The organism is Wenzhouxiangella sp. XN24 (assembly GCF_011064545.1).
GTDB lineage: Bacteria > Pseudomonadota > Gammaproteobacteria > Steroidobacterales > XN24 > XN24.
Genome location: NZ_JAAMFG010000030.1, coordinates 32281 through 57406, shown reverse-complemented (window position 1 = coordinate 57406; position 25126 = coordinate 32281). Strand labels below are relative to the sequence as shown.

The following is a 25126-nucleotide window of genomic DNA, read 5'->3' as shown; positions in this document are numbered from 1 at the left end:
TTATGTCTTCGCGCTATATGGTCCAGATCAACCATATTAGGGACCATGGTGTGCCGCCCCGCAATCGGTACGCACCGCAGTATCGTCCCCTGCAGACGGCCAGCCAGGGTCGCTCGGGGCCGGTATCATGTCCCCACCATGTTCAATTTCGACACGACCTATCTCGACCTCCCGGACCGTTGCTATGCGCGACTGGAACCGACCCCTGTCGCCCGGCCCGAGCTCATCGCGTTCAACCTGGATCTTGCCCGCGAGCTGGGGGTGGATCCCGATGACTGGTCGGCCGATGCGCTGGCGACCATGTTCTCGGGCAACGCCATGCCTGCGGGCGCGACGCCCCTCGCGATGGCGTATGCCGGGCACCAGTTCGGCAGCTTCGTGCCCCAGCTGGGCGACGGCCGCGCGCTGCTGCTGGGAGAAGTCGTCGATCGTGCCGGCCGGCGGCGCGACATCCAGTTGAAGGGCGCCGGCATCACGCCGTTCTCGCGTGGCGGGGACGGGCGCGCGGCGCTCGGGCCGGTGTTGCGCGAATACCTGCTCAGCGAAGCGATGCATGCGCTGGGCATTCCCACCACCCGCGCGCTGGCGGCGGTCCTGACGGGGGAACCGGTGATGCGCGACACGGCGTTGCCCGGCGCGGTGCTGACCCGCGTGGCGGCGAGCCATGTGCGCGTGGGCACCTTCCAGTATTTCGCTGCGCGGCGCGACACCGAGGCGTTGCAACGTCTCGCGGATCACGTCATCGCGCGGCATTACCCGGCGGCGGCGCGGGCCGAGGCGCCGAGCGTGGCGCTGGTCGAGGCGGTGGTCGATGCGCAGGCCCGGCTCGTCGCGCGCTGGCTCGAGGTCGGCTTCATTCACGGCGTCATGAACACGGACAACATGTCCGTCGCGGGCGAGACGATCGACTACGGGCCCTGCGCGTTCATGGACGCCTATGCGCCGGGCACGGTGTTCAGTTCGATCGATCGGCGTGGTCGCTATGCGTACATGAACCAGCCGCCGATCGCGGCGTGGAACCTGGCGCGTTTCGCGGAGACGCTGTTGCCGCTCGTCGACGCCGATCCCGAGGCCGCGGTCGCGCGGCTCACCGAGGTCGTGTCCGGCTTCGCGGGGCGTTTCGAGCACCATTGGCTGGCGGGGATGCGCGCGAAGCTGGGGCTCGGGACGGGGCGGGCGGAGGATGCGGCGCTCGTGCAGGGGTTTCTCGACCTGCTGCAGGCGGCCGCGGCGGATTACACGCTGTCTTTTCGTGCGCTGTGCGATGCGGTGGAAGAGCCGGCGGCGGCCACGGAGGGCGAGTTGCACCGGTTGTTGGGAGACACGCCGGGTTATGCGGACTGGCTGGAGCAGTGGCGGGCGCGCCTCGACGGGGAGCCGCGCTCGGGGCGGGGGCGGGCGACCGCGATGCGGGCGGTCAATCCGCTGTTCATTCCGCGCAACCACCTGGTCGAGGGCGCGCTGGCCGCCGCGCTCGAGCGGTCGGATTTCGCGCCCTTCGAGCGACTGTTGACGGTGCTGGGGCGGCCCTTCGACGCGCAGCCTGACGCCGCCGACCTCGCGGCCGCGCCGCCGCCTTCGGATACGCCTTACCGGACCTTCTGCGGCACCTGATCCCGGCGTCCCGGCTGGCGCGCGGGGCTGTGCCATACTTTTATCATGGACGGCTTCGAGCTTTTTTACCGGCTCGGCGCGGCGCTCGCGCTGGGCTTGCTGGTCGGCCTGGAGCGCGGCTGGCATGACCGCGACCGGGAAGAAGGCCAGCGGGTCGCGGGCATTCGCACCTTCGCCCTGCTCGGCCTGCTCGGCGGCGTGGCGGGCTTGTTGTCCGAGCCCCCGCAGCACGTACTGCTTGCGACGAGCTTTGCTGCGTTGGCCGCGGTGATGATCGCAGCGCATGTCTTGAGCCAGCGTGCCGTGCCTGATGTCGGTATCACCGGCGTGATCGCCGCGTTGCTGACCTTCTCGTTCGGCGCCATGGCGGTGCTCGACCTGACGGCCCTGGCGCTGGCCGGGGCCGTGGTGACGGCGGCGCTGCTCGGGATCAAGCCGATGCTGCATCGCCGGGTAGAGCGCATGCAGGAGAAGGAGCTGTTCGCCACGCTCAAGCTGCTGCTGATTTCGGTCGTGGTGCTGCCGTTGTTGCCGGACCAGGGCTATGGACCGTGGGAGGCGCTCAACCCGTATCGCATCTGGTGGATGGTGGTGTTGATCGCGGCTATCTCGTACACCGGCTATTTCGCGATGAAGCTGTTCGGCGAACGCAAGGGGATCATGGCGACGGCTGCTTTCGCCGGGCTGGCCTCTTCGACGGCTTTGACGGTCAACTTCTCCCGCCTCGCGCGCAACAAGGCGAGCTCACAGGACCTGCTGGCGGCGGGGATCCTGGTGGCCGGGGCGACCGTGTTTCCGCGCATCCTCATCGTCACGGGCATTTTCAATCGCGAGCTGGCGTTCGGCCTGCTGTGGCCGATCCTCGTCGTGACGGTCGTGAATTACGGGGCGGCTTACGTGTTCTGGCATCGTGACCGACAGGGGAAGACCGGCGACGGCATCGAGATTCCCAACCCCTTCGAGCTGCGTCCCGCGCTCGTCTTCGCGGTGTTGCTGGCCATCATCATGCTGCTGTCGCGGGCGCTGTCCGAGCAGTTCGGCGACGCCGGGATCTACCTGCTGGCCGCGGTCTCCGGGCTGGCCGACGTGGACGCGATCACGCTGTCCATCGCCTCGATGACCGCCGACACATTGAGCGTGGCGGCGGGCACGCTGGGCGTGTTGATCGCCGCCTTCGTCAACACGCTCGTCAAGGTGTTCCTGGCGCTCGGCATCGGGGGCCGTGCCCTCGGCCTCCGCGTCGGCCTCGCCACCGCGGCGGTGCTGCCCGCCGGCCTGGCCGCCTGGGCGCTGACCGCCTGACGCGGGTCGGACCGCGCCAAGGGGTTGTTCCTTAACGAATAAACGCTGAAAAACGCCCCGGAAAGCGCCTTAGAACGCGAAAAAAGCGGGAAAATCGCTCGCTAAGGAGATGCGGCAGGTCCCTGACGGCTTTTAAATGCATCAGCGCTAATGTAGCCTGAGTCGATTAGAAGGAATCTATACCCGAAGCTCCGATGTTCGAGGATCCGTGATGAAGAAGCACGCAACGCATCGATTCCCTTGGGCCGCCTCCCCGGAGCCGGATCACTCCCGCCGACAGTTCCTGCGCAATGCCGGCATGGGCATCACCGGCGCCGGCTTGCTCGGTTCGGGCCTGTTACTCGGCGGAGAAGCCGCGGCAGTGCGAACGTCGGCACATGTCGTCATCGTCGGCGCCGGGGCGGCCGGCCTGGCACTCGCGAATCGCCTGTCGCGCAGCCTCGAGGGCGCCCGCCTCACGATCATCGATCCGCGCGAGCGCCATGTATACCAGCCGGGGCTGACGCTCGTGGCAACGGGTATCTGGAACAGCCCCAAGGTCATCGACCGCAACAGCGACTACATGCCGCGGGGCGTGAACTGGGTGAAGGCGCAAGTCATCGAGTATGACCCCGATGCCAACGCGGTGGTCACGGATGCGGGCGAGCGAATCGCCTACGATTACTTGCTGATCGCCACCGGCCTGCAGCTCGATTTCGCCGCCATCGAGGGCATGTCCACCGAGCTGATCGGCCGGGAGGGCATCGGGTGCGTCTACGACAACCCGGAACACGCTACCCGCACCTGGTCGATGATCGAGTCACTGGTGAACGATGGCGGGGTCGGCCTGTTCACGCGCGGCCCGGGCGGCATCAAGTGCGCCGGCGCGCCGCTCAAGGTCACGATGCTCACAGAAGATCTCCTGCGGCGCAGCGGGCGGCGCGATGCCGTACAGATGATCTACAACTCGCCCAGCGCCGGGCTGTTTTCGCAGCCGGACATCAACGAATTCCTGAAGCGGCATTTTCCAGAGCGCGATGTCGCGCTGAACTGGCACCACCGCCTGACAGGCATCGAGCCGGAAGCACGTCGAGCGACATTCGCCACGCCCGAGGGCGACGTGCGACTCGACTACGATTTCATCCATGTCGTGCCACCGATGCGCGCACCCGATCCTCTTTTCCACAGCTCGCTCGCCTGGCAGTCAGGGCCTTTCGCCGACGATGGCCGTTGGCTCGAGGTGGACCGTCACACGATGCGCCACCCTCGCTACCCGAACGTGTTCGGCGCAGGCGACTGTGTCGGAACGCCGATCGGCAAGACCGCCGCCAGCGTCAAGGCCCAGGTCCCGGTCGTGGCGCACAATCTCGCCCAGGTCATCCAGGGGCGTGAGGAAGACGCACGCTACGACGGCTATACCTCGTGTCCGCTGATCACGGAGAAGGGCAAGGCGATCCTCGTCGAATTCGATTACGAGTTGAAGATGGTCCCGTCGTTTCCCTTCATCGATCCGCTGCGGGAGCACTGGGCGCCATGGGTCATGAAAGACCGGATGCTGCACGGCGCTTACAACGCCATGCTGCGCGGCCGCGTCTGAAGCCGGGGGGGAACAGGTTATGGCTTTTTCGATAATGGGCATCCTCGCCGTGTTGCTCGAGGTGTTTCGGCCCGTGCTGCCGCTGCTGGTCCTGCTGCTGGTCGTGGATGCGGCCTTGCTGGCGCTCGTGATCCGGCGTCGCGAGCACATGCAATTCGCAGCTTCGCGTCGTGCCGCGCTCGTGGTCGGCGTGGCTGCTTTCGTGTTTTCCCTGCTGGCCCTGCCGTTGCTCACCGGCGCGAGCCATGGCTCGCTCAGCGGCGCACTCGACTGGCTGGCCCTCTTCGGCGCGTCGATCGGCGTGGGCATCGCCGCTGCACTGCTCGCCTGGCCCCTTTTGCAGCTCGCGCTGGGGTCGGACCGCAGGAAGCCCATGATTCCCATCGAATAACCGCCGAGAAAGGCCCCAAAAAAGGCCTTAGATCGCGAAAATCACCCGGAAAAATGGCGGCTAACGTGCGGGTTGCCGGCCACGTAGAAGCGCAGCGGCCGCTCGGCCCAGTCCCCCGCGTAGTCCACACCGATTCGCGGCGCCACCACGATACGCGTCGGGGGAACCCGGCTGCCGCGCTCGAGAAACAGCGTTTCCCCGTCAACCAAGTCCGCACCATCGAGCGCACGATCGACCCCGAGCGCCTGGGCGAGCTTCGCGGGCCCCGAGCATAGCGCCGTGTCCGGCAATACCACCGCCCGCCCAGCGGCCCGCCGCCGCCGCATCTGCTCCAGCCCCTCGAGCGGCTCGAGCGCCCGCAGCAGCACGGCGCTCGGCTGCCCCGGTCCCTCGGCCACGATATTCATGCAGTAATGCATGCCATAGACGAAGTACACGTAGGCATGACCCGCCGGCCCCCACATCGCCTCATTGCGCGCCGTGCGCCGCCCGCCGTAACTGTGTGCGGCGCGATCCGCCACGCCCAGGTACGCCTCGGTCTCGACGATCCGCCCCGCGAGGCGCGCCCCGTCCGCATCCACGCGCACCAGCACCTGCCCGAGCAAGGCGCGGGCGAGGGCGACGGGGTCGCGCTGGCAGAACTTGTGGCTCAGCCGGGTCACGGCGTTATGCTAAACCGGTCCCGGGCAAAAGGTTTCCCCATGGCTTCGCTCGTCCGTCTCCTGTTTCTCTGCGCCTCGCTAACCGCCACCGCCGCGCAAGCGACCGCACCCCAATTCGAGGCCACGGCCTTCGGGGCCTACCGGGTCGGCGGCGAGTTCGACATCGACGACGCACCGGCGGGCGTGCCGGAGAGCGCGGAACTCGAGGACGGCGGCGGCTGGGGCATCGGCCTCGCGCTCTATCGCGACCCCGAGGCGTACTACGAACTGCTCTATTCCCGGCAGGAGACCGGCATCGACCGGAACACGCCGGTGGTCGGATCACTCCAGGTCACCACCGAGTACTACCAGCTCGGCGGCACGCTGCTTTTCGATCCGCAGCCCGCGTTCAGCACCTGGCTGTCACTCACGGTCGGGTTGACGCGCTTCAGCGCGGACGGCTTCAGCGCCGAGAGCGACTTCTCCGCCAGTCTCGGCACCGGCCTGCGCGTGCCGCTCAGCGAACGCATCGCCGTGACGCTGGGCGTGCGCGGCTACCTGACTTTCGTCGATGCGGACACCCGCTATTTCTGCAGCAGCATCGACGGCCAGGGCGCCTGCCTGCTGAACGCGACCGGCACCACCATGTTCCAGGCCGAGGCGAACGCCGGGATCGCCGTACGTTTCTAGCGCATCACGCAGCCTTCGACGCGGCAGGTTAAACTGCCGAAAACCCCAGGAGCCTCGCCCCATGAACACATCGACACGCGGCCTGCTCGCCGGCGTCCTGCTTCTTCTCGCAGCCGCTCCGGCGCTGGCCGACGACAAGTACCCGGAGACCATCGAGCTGTTCAAGAACGCCGGCGAGAGCGCCAGCTTTTTCGGCAACAGCTACGGCTATGCGGTGTTCCCGACCATCGCCAAGGCGGGCATCGGCATCGGCGGGGCGCGCGGCAGCGGCCGCGTCTACGCGCAGGGCGAGCACATCGGCAACAGCACGATGACGCAGCTCAGCATCGGTTTCCAGCTCGGCGGCCAGGCCTACAGCCAGATCATCTTCTTCAAGGACCAGCGCGCGCTCGAGGAATTCACCTCGGGGAACTTCGAGTTCGGCGCGCAGGCCGGGGCCGTGGTCATCACCGCCTCCGCATCGGCGGGCGCGGGCAGCACCGGCGCGGGCGCGACCGCCAGCGGCGGCAAGAATGACGCGACCACCGCCGGCGAGTACTACCGCGGGATGGCGACCTTCATCATCGCCAAGGGCGGACTGATGTACGAAGCCTCGGTCTCGGGCCAGAACTTCTCCTACGAGCCGGTCGGCGAGTAGTAACGCCGCTCAGCCGAGGTCGCCGAAGCGCGCCTGCAGCAGCGTCACGCCGGTGAGCGCCGCGGTTTCCGTGCGCAGGATGCGCGGCCCGAGGCGCACCCCGGTGTAGCCGGCGGCCAACGCCGCAGCCCGCTCCTGCGCGTCCAGCCCGCCTTCCGGACCGACCAGCAGGCAGAGCGTGCCCGCCGGGGCCGCCAGCGAGTCCGGCCCCCCGCGGGCCTCCGGGTCTAGCAGCACACCGGTCGCATCCGCATGCGCTCCCAGCGCACCGAGCACCGGCAGCGGGGGAAGGATGTCCGGGAGCACGTTGCGCCCGCTCTGCTCGCAGGCGCTGATGGCGATCGCGCGCCAGTGTTCGATGCGCGCCGGAATACGCCCAGGATCGAGTTTCACGACGGAACGTTCCGTGATCACGGGACGGATCGCGGTCACGCCCAACTCCGTCGCCTTGCGCACCACCCAGTCCATGCGCTCGTGTCGGCAGATGCCCTGCATCAGCACCAGCGCCAGCGCCGATTCGCGATTCACCTCGCGCCGCGCGCCGACGGCCAGCTCCACCGTGCGCCGGGTCGCGGCCAGCACCTCGCTTTCGAACTCCACGCCGCTGCCGTCGAACAACGTGACGGGGGCCCCGACCCGCACGCGCAACACGCGCCCCAGGTGGGCGGCAGCCTCGCCCTCGAGCCGCAGCTGCTGTCCGTTCGCCAGCGGGGCATGCACGAAGACGCGGGGCGTGCGCGACATCACGCCTCCCGCGTCGCGACGTCGATGCCCTCGATCGCCGTCCGCGTCAGCAGCGCGATCTCTTCCTCGTCGATGACATAGGGCGGCATGAAATAGACCACGTGCGCCAGGGGGCGCAGCAACACGCCTTTCTCCAGCGCATGCTGGTAGACCTTCAGGCCGCGCCGCTCCTGCCACGGATAGGGCTCGCGCGTCCGGGCATCCCGCACCATCTCCATGGCAAGGATCATCCCGGCCTGGCGGATCTCCGCCACGTGCGGGTGATCCTCGAGCGCCGCGACGCCCGCGCGCAGGGCCGCGGCGCGCGCCCGATTCTTCTCCAGCACGTCACTCGCGGCGAACAGGTCCAGCGTGGCGAGCGCCGCCGCGCAGGCCAGCGGGTTGCCCGTGTAGCTGTGCGAGTGCAGGAAGGCGCGCAGCGTCGTGTAGTCGTCGTAGAAGGCCGCGTACACGTCCTCGGAGGTGAGCACCGCGGAGAGCGGCAGGAACCCGCCGGTCAGCCCCTTGGACAGGCACATGAAGTCCGGCGAGATGCCGGCCTGCTCGCAGGCGAACATGGTGCCGGTGCGGCCGAAGCCCACCGCGATCTCGTCCGCGATCAGGTGCACCCGGTGGCGGTCGCAGATCGCGCGCAGCTCGACGAGGTAGGCCGGGTCGTACATGCGCATGTGCCCCGCGCATTGCACCAGCGGCTCGACGATCACCGCGCACACCTCGCCGGCGTGCCGCTCCAGCAGCGCCTCGAGCTCCGCGGCACGACGGCGCGCGAAATCCGCCGGCGATTCCCCGGCCTCCCGCAGGTAGGCGTCGGGGGAGGGCGCCAGCAGGCACTCCATCAACAGCGGGCGATAGGTGTCCTTGTAAAGCCCCACGTCGCCCACCGCGAGCGCGCCGAGCGTCTCGCCGTGGTAGCTGTTCTCCAGCGCGACGAAGCGTTGCCGCCCCGGCTCGCCCTGGTTCAGCCAGTAGTGAAAGCTCATCTTCAGCGCCACCTCGACCGCCGAGGAGCCGTTGTCCGCGTAGAACACGCGATCCAGCCCGGCGGGCGTCGCGGCCACGAGGCGCTCGGACAACTCCACCACCGGTTCGTGGGTGAAGCCGGCCAGCATGACGTGCTCGAGCGTCTCGAGCTGGCGGCGCACCGCGTTGCCGATCACCGGGTTGGCGTGACCGAACAGGTTCACCCACCACGAGCTGATCGCATCGAGATAGCGCCGGCCGTTGAAGTCCTCCAGCCACGCGCCCGCCCCCCGGCGGATGGGCACCATCGGCAGCCACTCGTGGTCCTTCATCTGGGTGCAGGGATGCCACACGCAGTCCAGATCGCGCGCCACCATCTCCGCGTTGGGATTACGTTCGTTCATCGACAGGTCCATCACGTCAGTCCATCCCGCGCCGGCTCAACGCCCGGCCCCGCAGAAGCGCTGCACGAGCCCTTCCACCATGTCCACCGCGCGGGCCACCTCGGCGAGATCCACCGATTCGTCCGGCTGGTGTGCGACGGCGATCTCGCCGGGACCGCAGATCACGACTTCCATGTCGAGCTGCTGGAACAGGGGACCCTCGGTGCCGAAATTCACGGCCCCGCAGGCATGCCCCGCGGCGTGCTCGCAGGCCGTCGCCAGTTCGCGTGCCGCGCCCGGCGCCAGCGGGTCCACGCCCTCGAACAGCGCCGTGAACCCGACCTCGAAGCCGCCGCCCGCGAGCGCTGCGCGGACCGCGGCGCGCAGCCCCTCGCGCGCGCTCGCGGTGGTCATGCCCGGCACCAGGCGCAGGTCCACGTCGAGCTCGCAATGGCCGCAGATCCGATTCGGGTTGTCCCCGCCGCGGATGGCGCCGAGGTTGAGCGTCGGTCCCGGCACGGGGAAGCCGAGATCCGGCAATTCGGCGGCGAGCCGCGCGCGAAAGTCCTGCAGCGCCGCGATGGCCGCGATCATGCCCTCGATCGCGTTGCGTCCCGCCGCGGGATCGCTGGCGTGGCCGCTGCGCCCGTCGATCCTGATCCGCTCCATCAGCACGCCCTTGTGCCGGTCGATGGGTCGCAGGCTGGTGGGCTCGCCGACCAGCACCCGTGCGCCGAGCCGCGCGCCTTCGTCCACCAGCGCCCGGGCGCCGCCCATGCCGCTTTCCTCGTCGGCCGTGCCGAGGATCACCAGCGGGCGCGCCAGCTTGCCGAGGTCCACGCGGGCCGCGGCGTGCGCCACGACCGCCAGGAAGGATTTCATGTCCGCGCTGCCGAGGCCGTACAGGCGGCCGTCGCGGCACTCGCCGCCGAAGGGATCGTGGCGCCACAGCGCAGCGTCGAAGGGTACGGTGTCGGTGTGCCCGGCGAGCACCAGGCCATCCTCGCCGCCGCCGCTGCGCGCGACCAGGTTGACCTTGCCCGGCTGGCCGGGCACCGGCTTGATGTCGATGCTGAAACCGAGCGGTTCCAGCCAGTCGGCGAGCCGTTCGCAGACCGTGCCGTTGCCCTGGTCGAGGGCCGGTTGCAGGCTGCTGACCGAAGGCGTCGCCACCAGCGTGCGGATCATGTCTTCCAGCGGGGGGAGGGCGTGCGCCATGCATCGCATGATCCTTGTGCGCCGCGACGGGTGCAAGCCGGCGCGCGGCAGGGCAGACTGTCGGCCATGGCGGCGCGCCGAAAGAGACCGAGTTTCCGCATCGACCCGGCCAGCGGGCTGCTGGCCGCGGCGCGGCATGTGCCTTCCCCCAACCAGGACGCCCGCCCGGAGGGCATGCGACCTGAATTGGTGGTGGTGCACGGCATCAGCCTCCCCCCGGGCGAATACGGCGGGCCGTGGATCGAGCGGCTGTTCACCAACCGCCTCGATCCGGCCGCGCATCCTTATTTCGCCGGACTCGAGGGACTGAAAGTGTCGGCGCACTTGCTGGTGCGGCGCGACGGCGAGCTGGTGCAGTTCGTGCCCTTCCACCGGCGCGCCTGGCATGCGGGCCCGTCCGCGTGGCGCGATCGGCCGCGCTGCAACGATTTCTCCGTCGGCATCGAACTCGAGGGCAGCGACGACGAGCCCTACACCACCGCGCAGTACCGGCGCCTCGCGGTCGCGATCCGCGCGCTGTGTCGCGCCTATCCCGGGCTGTCGCCGCAGCGACTCGCCGCGCACAGCGAGATCGCCCCCGGGCGCAAGACCGATCCGGGCCCGGCCTTCGATTTCGCGCGGCTGGCGCGCTGGATCGAGTCGCGCAGCTATACTCGGGCGCCCGGGAGAGACGCATGAACCTCATCGCACTCATCATCGGCCTGGTGCTGGAACGCGGCCTCTCGCGCCTCCTGCACCTGCGCGAACTGCACTGGCTGGACGACTGGTTCAGGCGCGGCGCGGGCTGGATCCGCGGCGCCCCGGGCGCGGCGGGCACGGTGATCGCGCTGGTCGTGATGCTGCTGCCGGCGGTGCCCGTGGCCTGGATCGCCTGGACCTTCGGCGACGCGCTGGCCGGCCTGGCTTATCTTGCGTTCGCCGCGGCCGTGCTGTTTTTCAGCCTCGGGCCCCAGGACCTGCTGGCGCAGCTCAAGGACTGGCTCGAAGCCCGCGAGCGCGGCGACGAGGCCAGTGCGGAGGCCATCGGGCTCGCGATCCGCGAAACCGACGGCCAGGCCCATTCGGTGCCGACCCGCTGGACGCTGGAAAGCGCGATCTTCGTGCAGGCGAATCACCGCGTGTTCGGCGTCATTTTCTGGTTCATGCTGCTGGGTCCTGCAGGCGCGTGGACCTACCGCGTCACCGACCTGTTCCGCCGCTACATGCGTGCCACCGGCGAGGGCGGGCGCTCCACCGAGCAGGTCGAGATGCTGTTCGGCCTGGTGGCCTGGATCCCGGCGCGCGTGCTCGCGCTGTCCTACGCGGTGGCGGGCAGTTTCGACGATGCATTCGAAGACTGGCGCGCCTATTACCAGCGGACCTCCGCGAGCTTCTTCCGCGCCAGCGAGAACATCGTCTCGGCGGCCGGCGTCGGGGCGATCCGGCGGCGTTGCCCGGAAGGCAGCTCGATCGCCTCGGTGCAGGCCGCCTACGACCTGCTGCGGCGCACGCTGTATATCTGGGTCACGATCATCGCCGTGCTGACGCTGGTCGGCTGGACGGCGTGAGCCGTTCCGGGCGCGCTCCCGTGAAGCCGCGCATCAACGTGGCGCTGGCCTGCATCGCTGCGCTGGGCCTGGCGAGCGCGACGGCCGTGGGCGCGAGGGCGGCAGGAGCGCTGGCCGCGAACACCGCCGCGAACAACGATGCCAATGCGTCTGCGCCGACCGATGCGGCGCCGGCCCAACGCATCGTCACCCTCGCGCCGCATCTCGCGGAACTCGTCTACGCCGCCGGCGCGGGCGCCCGGCTCGCCGGCACGGTCGAGTGGAGCGACTATCCGCCGGCGGCAAAGCGGCTCCCCCGGGTCGGCGACGCTTTCCGGGTGGACCTCGAGTCGCTGGCCGTCCTCGACCCCGACCTGCTGCTGGCCTGGCGGGGCGGCAATCCCGACCATCTGCTGGAGCAGCTCGAGGACCGCGGCTACCGCGTGGTGGCGCTCGCGCCCGAGCGGCTCGACGACATCGCCCTCCATCTCGAAACGATCGGGCGTCTCGCGGGCACCCCGGAACCGGCGGCCGCGGCCGCGGCCCGCTACCGGGACGAACTGGCGGCATTGCGCGCCGCCCAGGCCGGCAAGCGGGAAGTGCGGGTGTTCTACCAGGTGTCCTGGCGGCCGCTGTACACGGTCGGCGGGCGGCAGCTGATCAGCGAGGTCATCGCGCTGTGCGGCGGGCGCAACGTGTTCGAGGACCTCGGCGCACTGGCGCCGGCCGTGGGCATCGAGGCGGTGATCGCGCGGGACCCGGAAGTGATCCTGGCCGGCGCCGCGCAACGCAGCGAACTGGAACAGTGGCGGCGCTGGCCGACCATCGAGGCGGTCGCCGAGGGCCAGCTCCACGCCGTGGACGGCGACCTGGTCGTGCGTGCCTCGCCGCGTATTCTCGGCGGGATCCGCCAGGTCTGCGCCGCGCTCGACACCGCTCGGGCCGAGTTACCCGGGATCGGGTCCGCGCCGCCGCGCGACTGACTCAGTCTTGGTTCAGTCCCGGTTGAGGCCCTTCTGCCACAAGACTTCCGAACCCTGCTCGTGGCGCGCGATGACGCGCGACAGGACGAACAGCAGGTCAGAGAGACGATTCAGGTAGCGGCTTGCCTCCGGGTTGACCGGGTCGCGCGCGCCGAGCGTCCAGACGCGACGCTCCGCGCGCCGCGTGATGGTGCGCGCCAGGTGGCAGGCAGCGGCACCCGGCCCGCCGCCCGGCAGGATGAAATCCTTCAGCGGCGGCAGCGCCTCGTTGTATGCGTCGAGTTCCCGCTCCAGGCGCGCCACGTAGCCGGCGGTGATCGCGGCATAACCCGGGATGCACAGTTCGCCGCCGAGATCGAACAGGTCGTGCTGGACCCGCGTCAGGCAGGCGGCGATGTCCTCGGGCAGCCCGGGGGCGGCGAGTATGAGCCCCACCGCGCTGTTGGCTTCGTCCACCGTACCGAAGGCCTCCACCCGCATGTCGTCCTTGGGGATGCGCGTGCCGTCGCCGAGGCCGGTCGTGCCGTCGTCGCCGGTGCGCGTGTAGATGCGGCTGAGTCTGTTTCCCATCGTCGTTCCCCGAGGCGTCAGTAGCTGAAGGCGAGGCCGGCATAGAGGCCGCGGCCCGCCGTGTTGTAACCCTCCACCAGTTCGTAGTCCTGGTCGAGGAGATTGTCGATGCGCGCCTGCAGTGTCCAATGGTCCGCCAGTTGCAGGCGGGCGGTGAGGTTGGCCAGCACGTAGCCGGCCAGGCGCACATCGCCGAAGTCGATGCGTTCGCCGGACGCGAGCAACTGGATGCCGAATTCGTGCGCGCCGATGCTCCGGAGCACCTGGGCGGAGGCGGTGCGTTCCGCGCGCCGCAGGAGACGCTCGCCGCTGCTGGCGTCCTCGGGGCGTTGCGCCAGCAGCGTAGCCGTGGCCCGCCAGGCGCCGATTTCGGCCCGCCAGCTCAGCTCCACGCCCTCGATGCGGGCATCGCCGATGTTCTCGTTGCGTCCCGGCAGCGGGCCCGCGAAGCCGTCGGGATCCGAGAACTCGATGAGGTCGTCGATCTCCGTGCGGAAGACCCCGAGTTCCAGCGCGTGGCCGGGATGGATGCGGTATCTCACCGCCAGGTCGATGCTGCGCGAGAGCTCCGGGTCGAGATCCGGGTTGCCGCCGAAGGCATACAGGTCGCTGGTGCTGGGGGCGCGGAAGCCGCGGCCGAGTCCGGCGGCCATCGACCAGTCGGCGCCGAGCGGCACGCCCCATTCGAGGTTCCAGGTGTTCACCGTGCCGAACACCTCGTGGTCGGTGCGCCGGCCCGCCGCGATCACGCGATGCCGGCCGAGGTCGATGCCGGCCTGCAGATACACGGCATCCTCATCGCGATCCGCGTTGCCCCGGCCGGTCACGGATTCCAGCGGGCTGCCGAAGCTCTGCCCGGAGGTGCGCTCCCGGCTGACGGTCAGGCCGGCGGTCAGCTCCAGCCCGGTGATGAAATCAAGCTCGTTCTGCCAGTCGTAGAGGTCGCGTTCCGTCTCGACGAAATCGTCCGGGTCGAACGCCAGGGGGCCCTGTTCGATCACGTCGAGGAAGCGCGACACGGTCAGCGCCGAGCGCCAGGCGCCGCCATCCCAGGCGAGACGCAGGCGGCTCAGCCGGTTGGTGAAATCCTGGTCCTGCGGGGCGCGGAAGAAATCGGCGTACTCGACATTGCCGCTGGCCTCCCAGTGGCTCGCCTCGGCGTCGAAGCGGCCGAAGTCGCCGCGCAGCCAGAAGTTCGCCGCATCGTTCTCGAAGCCCCGGTCCTCGTCGGCGTCACGGTAGGTCGGGAAGCCGTCGGTCCGCAGCGAGGCGACGGACAGCCCCGCGCCGATGCGCTCACCCTGCCACGCCGCCTGCCCGGCGAGGCCGCGGGTATCGTAGCGCCCCGCCTCGACGCGCGCGCCGAGGGTGGCGCCCGACGCCGCGCGGCGGGTGATGATGTTGATCACCCCCCCGATGGCCTCGGAGCCGTACAGCGAGGAGCGCGGGCCCTTGACGATCTCGATGCGCTCCACCAGCTCCGGGGGAATGTTCTGCAGCGCCGCGCCGCCGGCCGTGCCGGGGTTGACCTTGACGCCGTCGATCAGCACCAGCGTGTGGTTGCTGTTGGCACCCCGGATGAACACCGAGGTCACCTGGCCGGGCCCGCCATTGCGCGCGATCTCGATCCCTGCGTGGTAGCGCAACACCTCCGCGATATCCAGCGCGCCGCTGCGCTCCAGTGCGGCGCGATCGATCACGACGACCGGCGGCAGCGCGAGGTCCGCGTCGATCGGGCGGCGGGTGGCAGTGACGAACACGTCGTCGAGCAGCGCCGTTTCGGCGGCGACGGCAGGGGTCCCGACAAGCGGGGCGGAAAGTGCCAGGGCGAACGCCGTCGCGGCCGGCAGGATGGTTTTCATCGACAGTCCCTCGCGCGTGCACGCCCGCACGCGCCAAACAGGCGGCAAAGCCGGGACTCGCCGGGGAGGGAACGCAGGGCCAAGCGGCCGGCGCATGCTCCCGCCGAGCACCCGGAACGTCGCCAGGCCGGTCTCCGGGCTCGCGAGCGGGACCAGGTCCCGGCGGCATCGCCTTCCCACGCCTCGTGGCGCAGTGGCTCCCGTCCGGGCGGACGGGGGATGACGCTTGACTCGCTTACCGTTGCGGGGGCAGCGCCGGACTGTCGCGGATGAGTTCCGCAGGTCACCGGCTTCCCGGGAAACGCCTTGCGGCATTTCCAGCCCTGCGCTCGCGCGCCGGGCTCACCTGACGACGTGCATGTTGTCTCTGCGGCCCGGGAGTGTCAAATTGCGCGGCAATGGAACGCTCGCGATACCTGCAGGTGGCTCTCGAAGCGGCGCACGCGGCCGCGGAGGTCATCCGCCATTACTATCGCGACGGCGTCGAAGTCAGCATCAAGGCCGACGCGACCCCCGTGACGCGGGCCGACGTGGAATCCGAGGAAGTGATCCGCCGCGCGATCAGCACGGCCTTTCCGGACCATGGCTTCTACGGCGAGGAGACCGGCAGCCACGCGCTGGATGCGGAGTACCTCTGGCTGGTCGATCCGATCGACGGCACGCGCAGTTTCGTGCGGGGCTACCCCTTCTTCTCGACGCAGATCGCCCTGATGCACCGGGGGGAGATCGTCGTGGGCGTGTCCAGCGCGCCGGCCTTCGAGCAGATCGCGTGGGCCGAACGGGGGCAGGGCGCGGTGCTCGATGGGCACGCCTGCCGCATCAGCCAGGTGCACGCCCTGGAGGATGCCGCCGTCTCCTCGGGGAACCTGCGCACGCTCGCCGGCGGACCGCGCTGGGCGGACTGGGCGCAGGTCGTGCAACGCGTGGCGCGCATCCGCGGCTACGGCGATTTTTATCACTACCACCTGCTCGCTGCGGGACGGATCGACGCGGTGCTCGAGTCCGACGTGAACATTCTCGACATCGCCGCACTGTCGCTGATCGTCACGGAGGCCGGCGGCGTGTTCACCGACCTCGACGGCGGTCCCGTGACGCTCGAGACCACGAGCGTGCTGGCCGGCAATCCACGCATCTACGCGGCGGTCGCCGAGCTCATGCGGGTGCCGGGCTAGAGCGGCAGGAACAGCGCGCGTCCCTCGAACTCCACGCGGCGGATGTCCATGTGGTACAGCTTGGAGACGGCCGTCTCCGACAGCACCTCCGACGCCGGGCCGAGCTGCCAGCTGCCGTCGCCGAACAGCAGCAGGCAGCGCGAGCACCAGCCCGCCGCGAGGTTCACGTCATGCAGGGTCACGACCACCGCGCGGGCCTGGGCGGCGCGCGCCGCGAGCAGCCGCATGACGGCCAGCCGGTGCTGCGGATCGAGGTGATTGGTGGGCTCGTCGACCAGCCACACCCCCGGGTCCTGCACCAGCAGCGTGGCCACCGCGAGACGCCGCCGTTCACCCCCCGACAAGGTATCCAGCGAGCGCGCCTCGAGTCCGGCGAGATCGACCTCCGCCAGCGCCCGGCGGGCGATCTCCTGGTCCTCCGGGCTTTCCCATTGCCAGAAGCCGAGATGGGGGTGGCGGCCGATCAGCGCCTCCTCCATCACGGTCGCGGGAAAGGGGTCTTCCGTGCCCTGGGGCAACAGGCCGAGCCGCCGGGCGAGCGTGCGCCGCGGCCAGGCCGCGAGGAGCTGCCCGTCCACGCGCACCTCGCCGGCGGCGGGCGCGCGCAACCCCGCGAGCGTCTGCAGCGTGAGCGTCTTGCCCACGCCGTTCGGCCCCAGCACGGCGAGCGCCTCCCCCGGCCAGAGCTCGAGGTCCAGGTCGGCGACGAGGCATCGCCCGCCCGCGGACACGGTGAGGCCGCGGGTTTCGAGCAGCGGGGTGGCGCCGCCGGGCACGGGCGCGCTCAGTCCCATTGCCGCGCCTCGCCGTGCGCCGGGCTCCAGAACAGCGCGGCGCCGTCCGGGCGCGCTTCGAGGAGCGTTTCCAGGGTCCGTTGCGCTTCCCATTGCCCGTCGTCGGCCAGTTCGAAGCAGCCATGGTGGATCGCCATTCCCGTCGTCGCGCCGAGCACGTCGGTGGCGAGGATCGCCTCGGCCGGATCGATGTGCTGGGCAGCCATGAACCAGCGCGGCAGGTAAGCGCCGATCGGCAGCAGGGCCAGGTCCGGGGCGCCGAGGCGGGCGCGGATCTCCGCGAAGTGTTCGCCCCAGCCGGTGTCGCCGGCGAAATAGATGCGCTGCGGGCCGTCGATCACCCAGCCCGACCAGAGTGCGCGGTTGGTGTCGAACAGCCCCCGGCGCGACCAGTGCACGGCCGGCACCGCGTGGATGCGCAGCCCCGCCAGGGCGTCCGTGCTGTCCCACCAGTCCAGTTCCACGCACTTGCGCGTCGGGATGTCGCCGAAGTAGGCGCAGTTCGCCAGCGGCACGAGGAACAGCGGGTCGTCACGCTCTGCGAGGCGGCGCAACGTCTGCAGGTCCATGTGGTCGAAATGGTTGTGGCTGATGAGCACCGCGTCGATGCGCGGCAAATCCTCGAAGGCCACGCCCGGGGCCAGGTGGCGCCGCGGACCGATGCGCGCAAAAGGGCTGGCGCGGTCGGACCAGATCGGGTCGGTCAACAGGTTCAGGCCGCGCGCCTGGATCAGCACGGTGGCATGATTGACGAACGTCACGCGCAGCGTCTCGCCCTCCACGCGGGGCGGCGGCGGGGGCGCCTCCGGCGGCGCCAGGTCGGTGTTCCAGGTGCCCGGGTCGCGGCTGAAACGCCAGCGCAGGAAGTCGAAAAAGTCCTTGTCCATCGGTGGATCGTTGAAAAAACGCTCACCGTCGAAGTGGTCGCTCGGCGGGCCGTCGTGGGTCGGCACCGGCCCCGCACAACTGCTGAGCGCAGCCGGCGCGAGCGCGGCGAGCAGCAATCCTCCCAGGCGGGCGCGTAGCGTTTTGTTCCGGGTGGCCATCTGGGGCGCAAGAATAACGCGGATCGGCCGCGCCGCGGCGGCGAAACCGGGCCACCGACATGGCAACGATGCACCGCAACAGGTACATTTCAGGGATAGATTGGAATGGAGGGCCAAACTGATGGCCGCACAACCGATGGACATCGCCGAGCAGCAGCAGGTCGCGCGGATGCGCCGGCTGTTCGACGCGCAGCGCGCCGCGTTCATGGCGGCGCCGATGCCGGATCTCGCGCGACGCCGCGCGGACCTCAAGCGCCTCAAGCGCGCCCTGATCGCCAACCGCGAGCGCTTCGTCGCCGCGGTCTCCGCCGATTTCGGCGGGCGCGCCGGGCCGGAGACGATGGCCGAGATCCTCGTCGTCGTGCACCACATCAACTACTGCCTGCGCCGCCTGCGGCGCTGGATGAAGCCGCAGCGCCGCGGCACCAGCCTGCTGATGGCGACCACCCGGGCGATGGTGTATTTCCAGCCGCTGGGCGTGGTAGGGATCGTCTCGCCGTGGAACTACTCGATCGCCCTGTCGGCGGGCCCGCTGGTGTTCGCCCTCGCGGCCGGCAATCGGGTGATGGTGAAGATGTCCGAGACCACGCCGCGCACGGCGGAGCTGATGCGCCACGTGCTGTCGGAAGCCTTCGAGGAACGCCAGGTCGCGGTGGTGCTCGGCGAGTCCGAGACGGCGCGCGAGTTCACGCGGCTGCCCTTTGACCACCTGCTGTTCACCGGCGGCTCCGACATCGGCCGCCTGGTGATGCGCGAGGCGGCGGCCAACCTGACGCCCGTGACGCTGGAACTCGGCGGCAAGTCGCCCACGCTGATCTCGGACGACGTGCCGATGGAGCTGGCGGCGGAACGTATCGCCTTCGGCAAGGCGCTGAACGCGGGCCAGACCTGCGTGGCGCCCGACTACCTGCTGTGCCCGGCGGGCCGCGTGGACGAGTTCGTGACCGCGTTCGGCGCCGTGCTGGAGAAAATGTATCCGGGCATGGCGCGCAGCAGCGACTACAGCGCCGTGGTGAACGAGCGGCATTACCGCCGCATCAAGGGCTATCTCGAGGACGCGCGCGCGCAGGGTGGCGAGGTCATCGAGCTCAATCCGGGCGGGCTCTCCCCCGAGCCGGGCAGCCGCAAGCTGCCGCTCTACCTGGTGAAGAACGCGACGTCCGCCATGCGCGTCATGAAGGAAGAGGTCTTTGGCCCGGTGCTGCCGATCGTGGCCTACGACCACCTGCAGGAGGCGATCGACTTCATCAACGCGCGGCCGCGGCCGCTGGCGCTGAACCTGTTCGACATGAACGAAGAGCGGCGCGCCCGGGTGCTCGCCCAGACCCATGCCGGGGGGGTCTGCATCAACGATGCGGTCAGCCAGTTCATCGCCGAGGACCTGCCGTTCGGCGGGGTCGGCGAGTCGGGCATGGGGCACTACCACGGCTACGAGGGATTTCTCACCTTCTCGCACAAGAAAGCCGTGTTCCAGCGGCCGCGCCTGAACACCGGCCGGGTGTTGTACGCGCCCTACGGTGGCTGGCTGCAGCGCTTGCTGTATCGCCTCTACCTGCGCTGAACCGCGGCGCTGCGGATGGAAGAGCAACGTGCTGAAAATGAGCGCCTGCGCAGGGAACTCGCCGAGCTGACCCGGCAGGCGCGGCGCAACGAGGATATCTTCCGCCGCTCGCACGAGCGCTACATGAGCCTGCTGCAGGCCGCGTCGCTGGGCGAGCTGTTCACCGCGATGAGCAGGGGCCTGGCCGAGGCCTACGAGCTCGACGTCGTCACGGTGGTCATCCGCGACCTGCGCCATGAAGTGCGCCAGCTCCTCCAGGCCGAAGACCCCTATGCGGAACCCATGCCGAACATCGTGTTCGTCGAGGCGCTGGAGAGCCTGGCGCCGCAGTACAACAACCTCTGGCAGCCCTGGCTCGGGCCGTGGACGGCCGCCGACCACTCGCTGGTGTTTCCCGGGCATCCGGATCTCGGCAGCTGCGCCCTGCTGCCGCTGCGGCGCAACGGCGAGCTGATCGGCTGCCTGAATTTCGGCAGCAGGGATCCGGAGCGCTTCATGCGCAGTCATGCGGTGGATTTCATGCGCCACCTGGCCGACATCGCGGCCGTGTGCCTGGAGAACGTGGTGAATCGCAGCCGCCTGGTGCGCAGCGGCATCACCGACGTGCTCACCGGCCTGTACAACCGGCGTTACCTGCAGCACCGCCTCGTCGATGAGCTGGCCCGGGCGCGTCGCGAGCGCAGGCCGGTGTCCTGCGTGATGCTCGACGTGGATCATTTCAAGCCGATCAACGATCGCTGGGGGCACCCGGCCGGCGACAAGGTGCTGGCGCAGATCGCACACGTCATCCGCGAGGAGTGCCGCGACAGCGACATTCCCGTCCGCTACGGCGGCGAGGAGTTCGCCGTGCTGCTGCCCGGCGCCGCCATCGAGGAAGCACTGCAGGTCGCGGAACGCATCCGCGGCGCGATCGAGGACAGCGAGCTCGTCCTGCCAGGCGGGCATGGACTGCAGCTGACGATTTCCGCAGGGGTCGCCTGCGCGGTGCCGAGCCGGGCGGACAACGATCTCAAGTCGCGCGGCGACCGGTTGATCGCCGAGGCGGACGTACAGCTCTACCGCGCCAAGGCCGCGGGTCGCAACCGCGTGTCCGGCGCGACGGACTGAGGCCCCCGGGATGTGGTTGACCGTCGAAGGCGTCGAGCAGGCCTATGGTGAAAACCGGGTGTTGTCGAAGCTGTCCTTCCGGCTCGCCGCCGGCACCATCGGCTGCCTGCTCGGCCCGAGCGGCTGCGGCAAGACGACGGCGTTGCGTTGCATCGCCGGCTTCGAGGGCGTGCGGGCGGGCCGCATCTCGGTCAACGGCCAGGTGCTCTCGGAGCCCGGCTTCGTCGTGCCGCCGGAGAAGCGCGGCCTCGGCATGGTGTTCCAGCAATACGCCTTGTTTCCGCACCTCGACGTCGCCGCCAACGTCGGCTTCGGCCTGCGCCAGCTGAATGCGACGGAACGGTCCCGCCGGGTCGCCGAGGTGCTGGAGGTGGTCGGCCTCGCGGGCAGCGACCAGCTGTTTCCCGACGAGTTGTCCGGCGGCCAGCAGCAACGCGTCGCCCTAGCCCGCGCCTTGGCGCCACGCCCCGGGCTGCTGTTGATGGACGAACCGTTCTCCAGCCTCGACACCGGGCTGCGCGTGCGCCTCGGTTCGGAAGTGCGCGACATCCTCAAGCAGCTGGGCATCACGGCATTGCTGGTGACGCACGACCAGGGAGAAGCCTTCGCGGTGGCTGACGAGATCGGCGTGATGCGCGCGGGCCACCTGGAGCAATGGGATACCGCGTACAACCTCTATCACCGCCCCGCCAGTCGCTTCGTCGCCGAGTTCGTCGGCGAAGGATGTTTCCTGCCGGGCGAGACCAACGCGGACGGCACGGTCCAGATCGAGCTCGGGCGCCTCGCGCCGACCGAGCCGCTGGAGGTCGGCGCCGACCGGGAGGTGGACGTGCTGCTGCGCCCGGACGACATCGTGCACGACGATGCGAGCACGCTGACGGCGACGGTGCTGCGCAAGGCCTTCCGTGGCGCCGCGATCCTCTATTCGCTGGGACTGCCGAGCGGGCGCCGCGTGTTCGCGCTGGTGCCGAGCCATCACGATCATTGCATCGGCGCGCGCATCGGCATCCGGCTGGAGGCCGACCACGTCGTCGTGTTCCCGCGCTAGCCGACGCTGCGCTGGCGACGCATCAGCACGAGGAACAGCGGCACGCCGATCGCGGCCGTGAGGGCGCCCACGGGCAGCTGCCGCGGCGCCGCGATGGTGCGCGCCGCCGTGTCGGCGAGCAGCAGGAGGGTGCCGCCGCCCAGCACCGCGGCCGGCACCAGCAGGCGATGGTCCGGGCCGACCAGGCGGCGCACGAGGTGCGGCACGACAAGGCCGACGAAGCCGATGCTGCCGGCCGTGGCCACGGCGATGGCGGTGAGCAGCGAGCCGGCGATGTAGATGCCGATGCGCAAGGGCCGCACGGCGACGCCGAGCGTTTCGGCCCGTGCCTCGCCGCGCGCCAGCACGTTGAGGTGGCGCCCGGTCAGGATGCCGGCGACAGTGGCGACGGCGAGCAGCGCCAGCAGGGGGCCCGGATCGCGCGCGAAGGACAGGTCGCCCATCATCCAGAACAGCATGCCGCGCAGGCTGGAGTCCGGCCCGAGGGCGAGGATCAGGCTGATGGCGGCGCCGAATCCTGCGGCCACGACCACGCCGGTCAACAGCAGGCGCAGCGGCGTCCAGGCGCCGCTCCCATGCGCGAGCGCGAAGACCAGCAGGGTCGCGGTGAGTGCCCCCGCGAACGCGCCGCCATGCACCCAGGCGCCGCCCAGCCCCGCAGCGAGCACCAGCAGCGCGAAGGTCGCTGCGCCGCCCGAGACCCCGAGCACGTAGGGATCGGCCAGGGGATTGCGCAAAAGGATCTGCATCAGGGCGCCGGCGAGCGCCAACAGTCCGCCGATGGCGAAGGCGCTGAGCGCGCGCGGCAGGCGCAGCTCGCGCACCAGCGTCCCGGCCACCCCGGCTTCCGGGTCGGCCAGGCCGCGCCACAGCTCTCCGGGCGGCAGCGCGACACTCCCGGCTGCCAGCGCCAGCAACAGGGCGCCGCCGGCGAGTACCGCAAGGCCACCGAGCATGGCCAGCGCGTGCCCGGACAGCCACGCCGGCCGCGGGCGCGCGGGCTTCTGCGTGGAGACGGCAGGGCGGGGGTTCACGGGGGATTCGGCTCGACGGGCGGCGGGTCCGGAAAAGGCTAGCACGCGGTGCCGGCCCCGTCGCGGCGCGCTTGGTTTCCGCGCCCCCATGTGGAAGAATCCGGGTCAACAAGCATTGACGCGGCAGCCGATGACCGATTGCATTGACGAACACGGCTTCCGGGCCAACGTCGGCATCATCCTGACGAATGAAGCGGGCCACGTATTCTGGGCAGGGCGTGCCGGGCGACCCGGCTGGCAGTTTCCGCAGGGCGGAATCCTGCCGGGCGAGAGTCCCCGCGACGCGATGTTCCGCGAACTCGAGGAAGAGATCGGCCTGACCCGAAAAGATGTGCGCGTCCTCGGCACGACGCGCGGCTGGCTGCGTTACCGCCTGCCGTCGCGTTACGTAAGGCGGCACAGGGAACCGCTGTGCATCGGCCAGAAACAGCGCTGGTTCCTGCTGCGGCTGGAGGCCGATGAGGACCGGGTGCGTTTCGATTGCTGTGCCCGTCCCGAGTTCGACCGGTGGTGCTGGGTGGACTGGTGGCGGCCGGTCGATGACGTCATCTATTTCAAGCGGCGGGTCTACCTGCGCGCCCTGCGGGAACTCGGCAGGCTGGTGTTTCCGGACGGGCCGCCGCCGCGCCCGTCCGCCGCCGCCGGCCGCGTGGCCGAATAACCTCACGGCCCGGGAGATCCCTTGGACGCGCACCGCCTTGTCGTCAGGCAACATGACCCGCGCCGGTACCGGATCCGCGTGGCGATCGGGGTCCTCCTCGCGCTGTTGCTGGCCTTCGGCCTGTTCGAGCTCGGCCAGCGGGCCGGCGGGCACTCCGTGTTCCGGGCGGACGAGCGGCGCCAGGTGCTCAAGGCCGACCTGCGCGAACTCCGCGGCGAGAACCAGCAGCTGAAAGACGAGCTGGCGCGCATTCGCACGAGTCTCGAGGTGGACCAGGAGGCGCAACTGCGACTCAAGGACGCATTGACCGAGAGCGCGGCGCGCGTGGCGGAGCTCAACGAGGAACTCGAGTTCTATCGGCGCATCGTGCTGCCTTCCGAGGGTCGTACCGGCCTGCGGGTGCAGTCGTTCGAGGTCACGCCCGTGGACGGCGTGGCGCAGGGCTACCGCCTGAAGCTGCTGCTGGTACAGTCGCCGCAGCGCTCCGGGCGGGCCGTAGGCGAGGTGCGCCTCAGCCTGCGCGGTAAACTGGACGGCGCGGACACCAGCCTGCCCCTCGAGGCGCTGGCGGCCGCACCCGAGGACTTCGAATTCCTGTACTTCCAGGACGTGGACCTCGACATTGTCTTGCCGGATGGCTTCGAGCCGGAATCGGCCGAGATCGAGCTGCGCCACGGCCAGCGCAATGCGCGGGTCGAAGCCGCAAGTTTTCCCTGGCAGCCCAAAGGTTGAGGTGGACGAATATCATGTTCAGCAAGAAGAAACGCGACAATCCCGCCATCGCCACCCTCATCGGCAGCGGCACGACCGTGACGGGGGATCTCTCCTTCCGCGGGGGGCTGCACCTGGGCGGACGAATCGTCGGAGACGTGCACGGTGAAGCGGGGGCGGGGTCGTCGCTGACCATCGGCGCGGAAGGCGTCATCGAGGGCTCGGTCCACGTGGACGAACTGGTGCTGAACGGCACGGTGCGCGGGGACGTCACGGCGCGGGAGCGGGTCGAGCTGGGCGCGACTGCACAGGTGGACGGAAACGTCAGCTACACCGTGCTGCAGATGGACGCAGGCGCCCGGGTCAACGGCCGCATGATCCACCAGCCGCTCGGCCAGCAGGCGCTCCCGGCACCCGAGCCAGGGGAGACGCCGGCCGACTCGGCCGACCGGGAGGGCGACGAGGTCGCCGACCTGCGGTAGAATGGCGATCCTGATTGACTTGTGGTGAGCAAACCGATGGCAACGAACATGACTGACACGACGGCCCCGGGCCAGCCGCTGCTGTTCACGGACGCCGCGGCGACGAAGGTCGGCGAACTCATCAAGGAAGAGAGCAATCCCAACCTGAAGCTGCGCGTCTTCATCCAGGGCGGCGGCTGTTCCGGCTTCCAGTACGGCTTCACTTTCGATGAAAGCGAGGACGACGGCGATACGCGCATCGACAACTGCGGCGTGACGCTGCTCGTCGATCCGATGAGCATCCAGTACCTGCAGGGCGCGGAGATCGATTATCGCGAGGACCTGAACGGCGCGCAGTTCGTGATCCGCAATCCGAATGCATCCACCACCTGCGGGTGCGGGTCGTCCTTCGGGGTCTGAACGGCTTCACGCGG

General features: G+C 69.8%; 26 protein-coding genes and 1 riboswitch. Of the genes, 17 read left to right on the top strand and 9 right to left on the bottom strand.

Features of this window, described 5'->3' with window-relative positions; genetic code table 11:
• Positions 1-138 precede the first annotated feature (138 nt).
• From G6032_RS06385 to G6032_RS06370, 4 genes are all read left to right on the top strand, one after another.
• Entirely contained in the window at positions 139-1614 is a 1476-nt protein-coding gene (locus G6032_RS06385) for a protein adenylyltransferase SelO (protein WP_165281309.1), read from the top strand.
• A gap of 45 nt (positions 1615-1659) precedes the next feature.
• On the top strand, positions 1660-2916 hold the full coding sequence (locus G6032_RS06380) for an MgtC/SapB family protein (RefSeq protein WP_165281308.1): 1257 nt from the start codon (positions 1660-1662) through the stop codon (positions 2914-2916).
• A 211-nt stretch (positions 2917-3127) separates the two neighbouring features.
• Positions 3128-4492, top strand: coding sequence for an FAD/NAD(P)-binding oxidoreductase (locus tag G6032_RS06375; RefSeq protein WP_165281307.1), 1365 nt, complete (start codon positions 3128-3130; stop codon positions 4490-4492).
• Positions 4493-4511: 19 nt separating this feature from the next.
• Positions 4512-4883 carry a hypothetical protein gene (locus G6032_RS06370; RefSeq protein WP_165281306.1) on the top strand — a complete coding sequence of 124 codons (372 nt, stop codon included), beginning with the start codon at positions 4512-4514 and terminating at the stop codon, positions 4881-4883.
• Positions 4884-4924: 41 nt separating this feature from the next.
• Here G6032_RS06370 and G6032_RS06365 read toward each other — a convergent pair whose 3' ends face one another.
• Positions 4925-5545: a DNA-3-methyladenine glycosylase gene (locus G6032_RS06365; RefSeq protein WP_165281305.1), complete on the bottom strand. Its 621-nt coding sequence runs from the start codon at positions 5543-5545 to the stop codon at positions 4925-4927.
• A gap of 39 nt (positions 5546-5584) precedes the next feature.
• Between G6032_RS06365 and G6032_RS06360 the strand changes: the two genes are divergently transcribed.
• Both G6032_RS06360 and G6032_RS06355 read left to right on the top strand, forming a co-directional pair.
• Positions 5585-6214 (top strand): outer membrane beta-barrel protein, encoded by a 630-nt coding sequence (locus G6032_RS06360; RefSeq protein ID WP_165281304.1) that lies wholly within the window; start codon positions 5585-5587, stop codon positions 6212-6214.
• Positions 6215-6275: 61 nt separating this feature from the next.
• Positions 6276-6851 (top strand): YSC84-related protein, encoded by a 576-nt coding sequence (locus G6032_RS06355; protein WP_165281303.1) that lies wholly within the window; start codon positions 6276-6278, stop codon positions 6849-6851.
• Positions 6852-6860: 9 nt separating this feature from the next.
• On the opposite strand, the gene G6032_RS06350 is transcribed toward G6032_RS06355, so the two are convergent.
• From G6032_RS06350 to argE, 3 genes are read right to left on the bottom strand one after another with little or no spacing between them, the layout of a single operon-like run.
• Positions 6861-7595, bottom strand: a complete 735-nt coding sequence (locus G6032_RS06350; RefSeq protein WP_165281302.1) for a 16S rRNA (uracil(1498)-N(3))-methyltransferase — start codon at positions 7593-7595, stop codon at positions 6861-6863.
• Positions 7595-8971 carry an adenosylmethionine--8-amino-7-oxononanoate transaminase gene (locus tag G6032_RS06345; RefSeq protein ID WP_240902040.1) on the bottom strand — a complete coding sequence of 459 codons (1377 nt, stop codon included), beginning with the start codon at positions 8969-8971 and terminating at the stop codon, positions 7595-7597. Before G6032_RS06345 ends, G6032_RS06350 begins: the two co-directional genes overlap by 1 nt.
• A gap of 24 nt (positions 8972-8995) precedes the next feature.
• Positions 8996-10156 (bottom strand): acetylornithine deacetylase, encoded by a 1161-nt coding sequence (gene argE, locus G6032_RS06340; RefSeq protein WP_165281301.1) that lies wholly within the window; start codon positions 10154-10156, stop codon positions 8996-8998.
• Positions 10157-10222: 66 nt separating this feature from the next.
• Between argE and ampD the strand changes: the two genes are divergently transcribed.
• From ampD to G6032_RS06325, 3 genes are read left to right on the top strand one after another with little or no spacing between them, the layout of a single operon-like run.
• Entirely contained in the window at positions 10223-10834 is a 612-nt protein-coding gene (gene ampD / locus G6032_RS06335) for a 1,6-anhydro-N-acetylmuramyl-L-alanine amidase AmpD (RefSeq protein ID WP_165281300.1), read from the top strand.
• Positions 10831-11703, top strand: coding sequence for a regulatory signaling modulator protein AmpE (gene ampE / locus G6032_RS06330; protein WP_165281299.1), 873 nt, complete (start codon positions 10831-10833; stop codon positions 11701-11703). Before ampD ends, ampE begins: the two co-directional genes overlap by 4 nt.
• Positions 11704-11723: 20 nt before the next feature.
• On the top strand, positions 11724-12665 hold the full coding sequence (locus G6032_RS06325; RefSeq protein ID WP_165281298.1) for a cobalamin-binding protein: 942 nt from the start codon (positions 11724-11726) through the stop codon (positions 12663-12665).
• A gap of 12 nt (positions 12666-12677) precedes the next feature.
• Here G6032_RS06325 and G6032_RS06320 read toward each other — a convergent pair whose 3' ends face one another.
• Positions 12678-13235, bottom strand: a complete 558-nt coding sequence (locus tag G6032_RS06320; protein WP_165281297.1) for a cob(I)yrinic acid a,c-diamide adenosyltransferase — start codon at positions 13233-13235, stop codon at positions 12678-12680.
• A 17-nt stretch (positions 13236-13252) separates the two neighbouring features.
• A complete protein-coding gene (locus G6032_RS15810) occupies positions 13253-15097 on the bottom strand; it encodes a TonB-dependent receptor (RefSeq protein ID WP_165281296.1) in 1845 nt (614 codons plus the stop codon).
• A 107-nt stretch (positions 15098-15204) separates the two neighbouring features.
• A riboswitch (cobalamin riboswitch) is annotated at positions 15205-15462 on the bottom strand.
• A gap of 33 nt (positions 15463-15495) precedes the next feature.
• Between G6032_RS15810 and G6032_RS06310 the strand changes: the two genes are divergently transcribed.
• Complete coding sequence (locus G6032_RS06310) at positions 15496-16269, top strand: inositol monophosphatase family protein (protein ID WP_165281295.1); 774 nt, start codon at positions 15496-15498, stop codon at positions 16267-16269.
• Here the strand turns inward: G6032_RS06310 and G6032_RS06305 are convergent.
• On the bottom strand, positions 16266-17063 hold the full coding sequence (locus G6032_RS06305; RefSeq protein WP_165281294.1) for an ABC transporter ATP-binding protein: 798 nt from the start codon (positions 17061-17063) through the stop codon (positions 16266-16268). The genes G6032_RS06310 and G6032_RS06305 overlap by 4 nt on opposite strands.
• Entirely contained in the window at positions 17054-18109 is a 1056-nt protein-coding gene (locus G6032_RS06300) for an MBL fold metallo-hydrolase (RefSeq protein ID WP_165281293.1), read from the bottom strand. The genes G6032_RS06305 and G6032_RS06300 overlap by 10 nt, the downstream gene beginning before the upstream one ends.
• A gap of 121 nt (positions 18110-18230) precedes the next feature.
• On the opposite strand from G6032_RS06300, the gene G6032_RS06295 reads away from it, so the two are divergent.
• The 3 genes from G6032_RS06295 to G6032_RS06285 are packed head-to-tail and all read left to right on the top strand — an operon-like array spanning position 18231 to position 21825.
• Positions 18231-19670 carry a coniferyl aldehyde dehydrogenase gene (locus G6032_RS06295; RefSeq protein WP_165281292.1) on the top strand — a complete coding sequence of 480 codons (1440 nt, stop codon included), beginning with the start codon at positions 18231-18233 and terminating at the stop codon, positions 19668-19670.
• A gap of 15 nt (positions 19671-19685) precedes the next feature.
• Positions 19686-20777 carry a sensor domain-containing diguanylate cyclase gene (locus G6032_RS06290; protein WP_165281291.1) on the top strand — a complete coding sequence of 364 codons (1092 nt, stop codon included), beginning with the start codon at positions 19686-19688 and terminating at the stop codon, positions 20775-20777.
• A gap of 10 nt (positions 20778-20787) precedes the next feature.
• Positions 20788-21825, top strand: a complete 1038-nt coding sequence (locus G6032_RS06285) for an ABC transporter ATP-binding protein (protein WP_165281290.1) — start codon at positions 20788-20790, stop codon at positions 21823-21825.
• Here G6032_RS06285 and G6032_RS06280 read toward each other — a convergent pair.
• Positions 21822-22781 carry an iron ABC transporter permease gene (locus tag G6032_RS06280; RefSeq protein WP_165281479.1) on the bottom strand — a complete coding sequence of 320 codons (960 nt, stop codon included), beginning with the start codon at positions 22779-22781 and terminating at the stop codon, positions 21822-21824. The genes G6032_RS06285 and G6032_RS06280 overlap by 4 nt on opposite strands.
• A 208-nt stretch (positions 22782-22989) precedes the next feature.
• Between G6032_RS06280 and G6032_RS06275 the strand changes: the two genes are divergently transcribed.
• The 4 genes from G6032_RS06275 to erpA are packed head-to-tail and all read left to right on the top strand — an operon-like array spanning position 22990 to position 25112.
• On the top strand, positions 22990-23520 hold the full coding sequence (locus G6032_RS06275; protein ID WP_165281289.1) for an RNA pyrophosphohydrolase: 531 nt from the start codon (positions 22990-22992) through the stop codon (positions 23518-23520).
• Positions 23521-23541: 21 nt separating this feature from the next.
• Positions 23542-24252 (top strand): DUF6776 family protein, encoded by a 711-nt coding sequence (locus G6032_RS06270; RefSeq protein WP_165281288.1) that lies wholly within the window; start codon positions 23542-23544, stop codon positions 24250-24252.
• 14 nt (positions 24253-24266) lie between these two features.
• Positions 24267-24713, top strand: a complete 447-nt coding sequence (locus G6032_RS06265; protein ID WP_165281287.1) for a polymer-forming cytoskeletal protein — start codon at positions 24267-24269, stop codon at positions 24711-24713.
• Between the two features lie 48 nt (positions 24714-24761).
• Positions 24762-25112, top strand: coding sequence for an iron-sulfur cluster insertion protein ErpA (erpA, locus tag G6032_RS06260; RefSeq protein ID WP_240902039.1), 351 nt, complete (start codon positions 24762-24764; stop codon positions 25110-25112).
• Positions 25113-25126 lie beyond the last annotated feature (14 nt).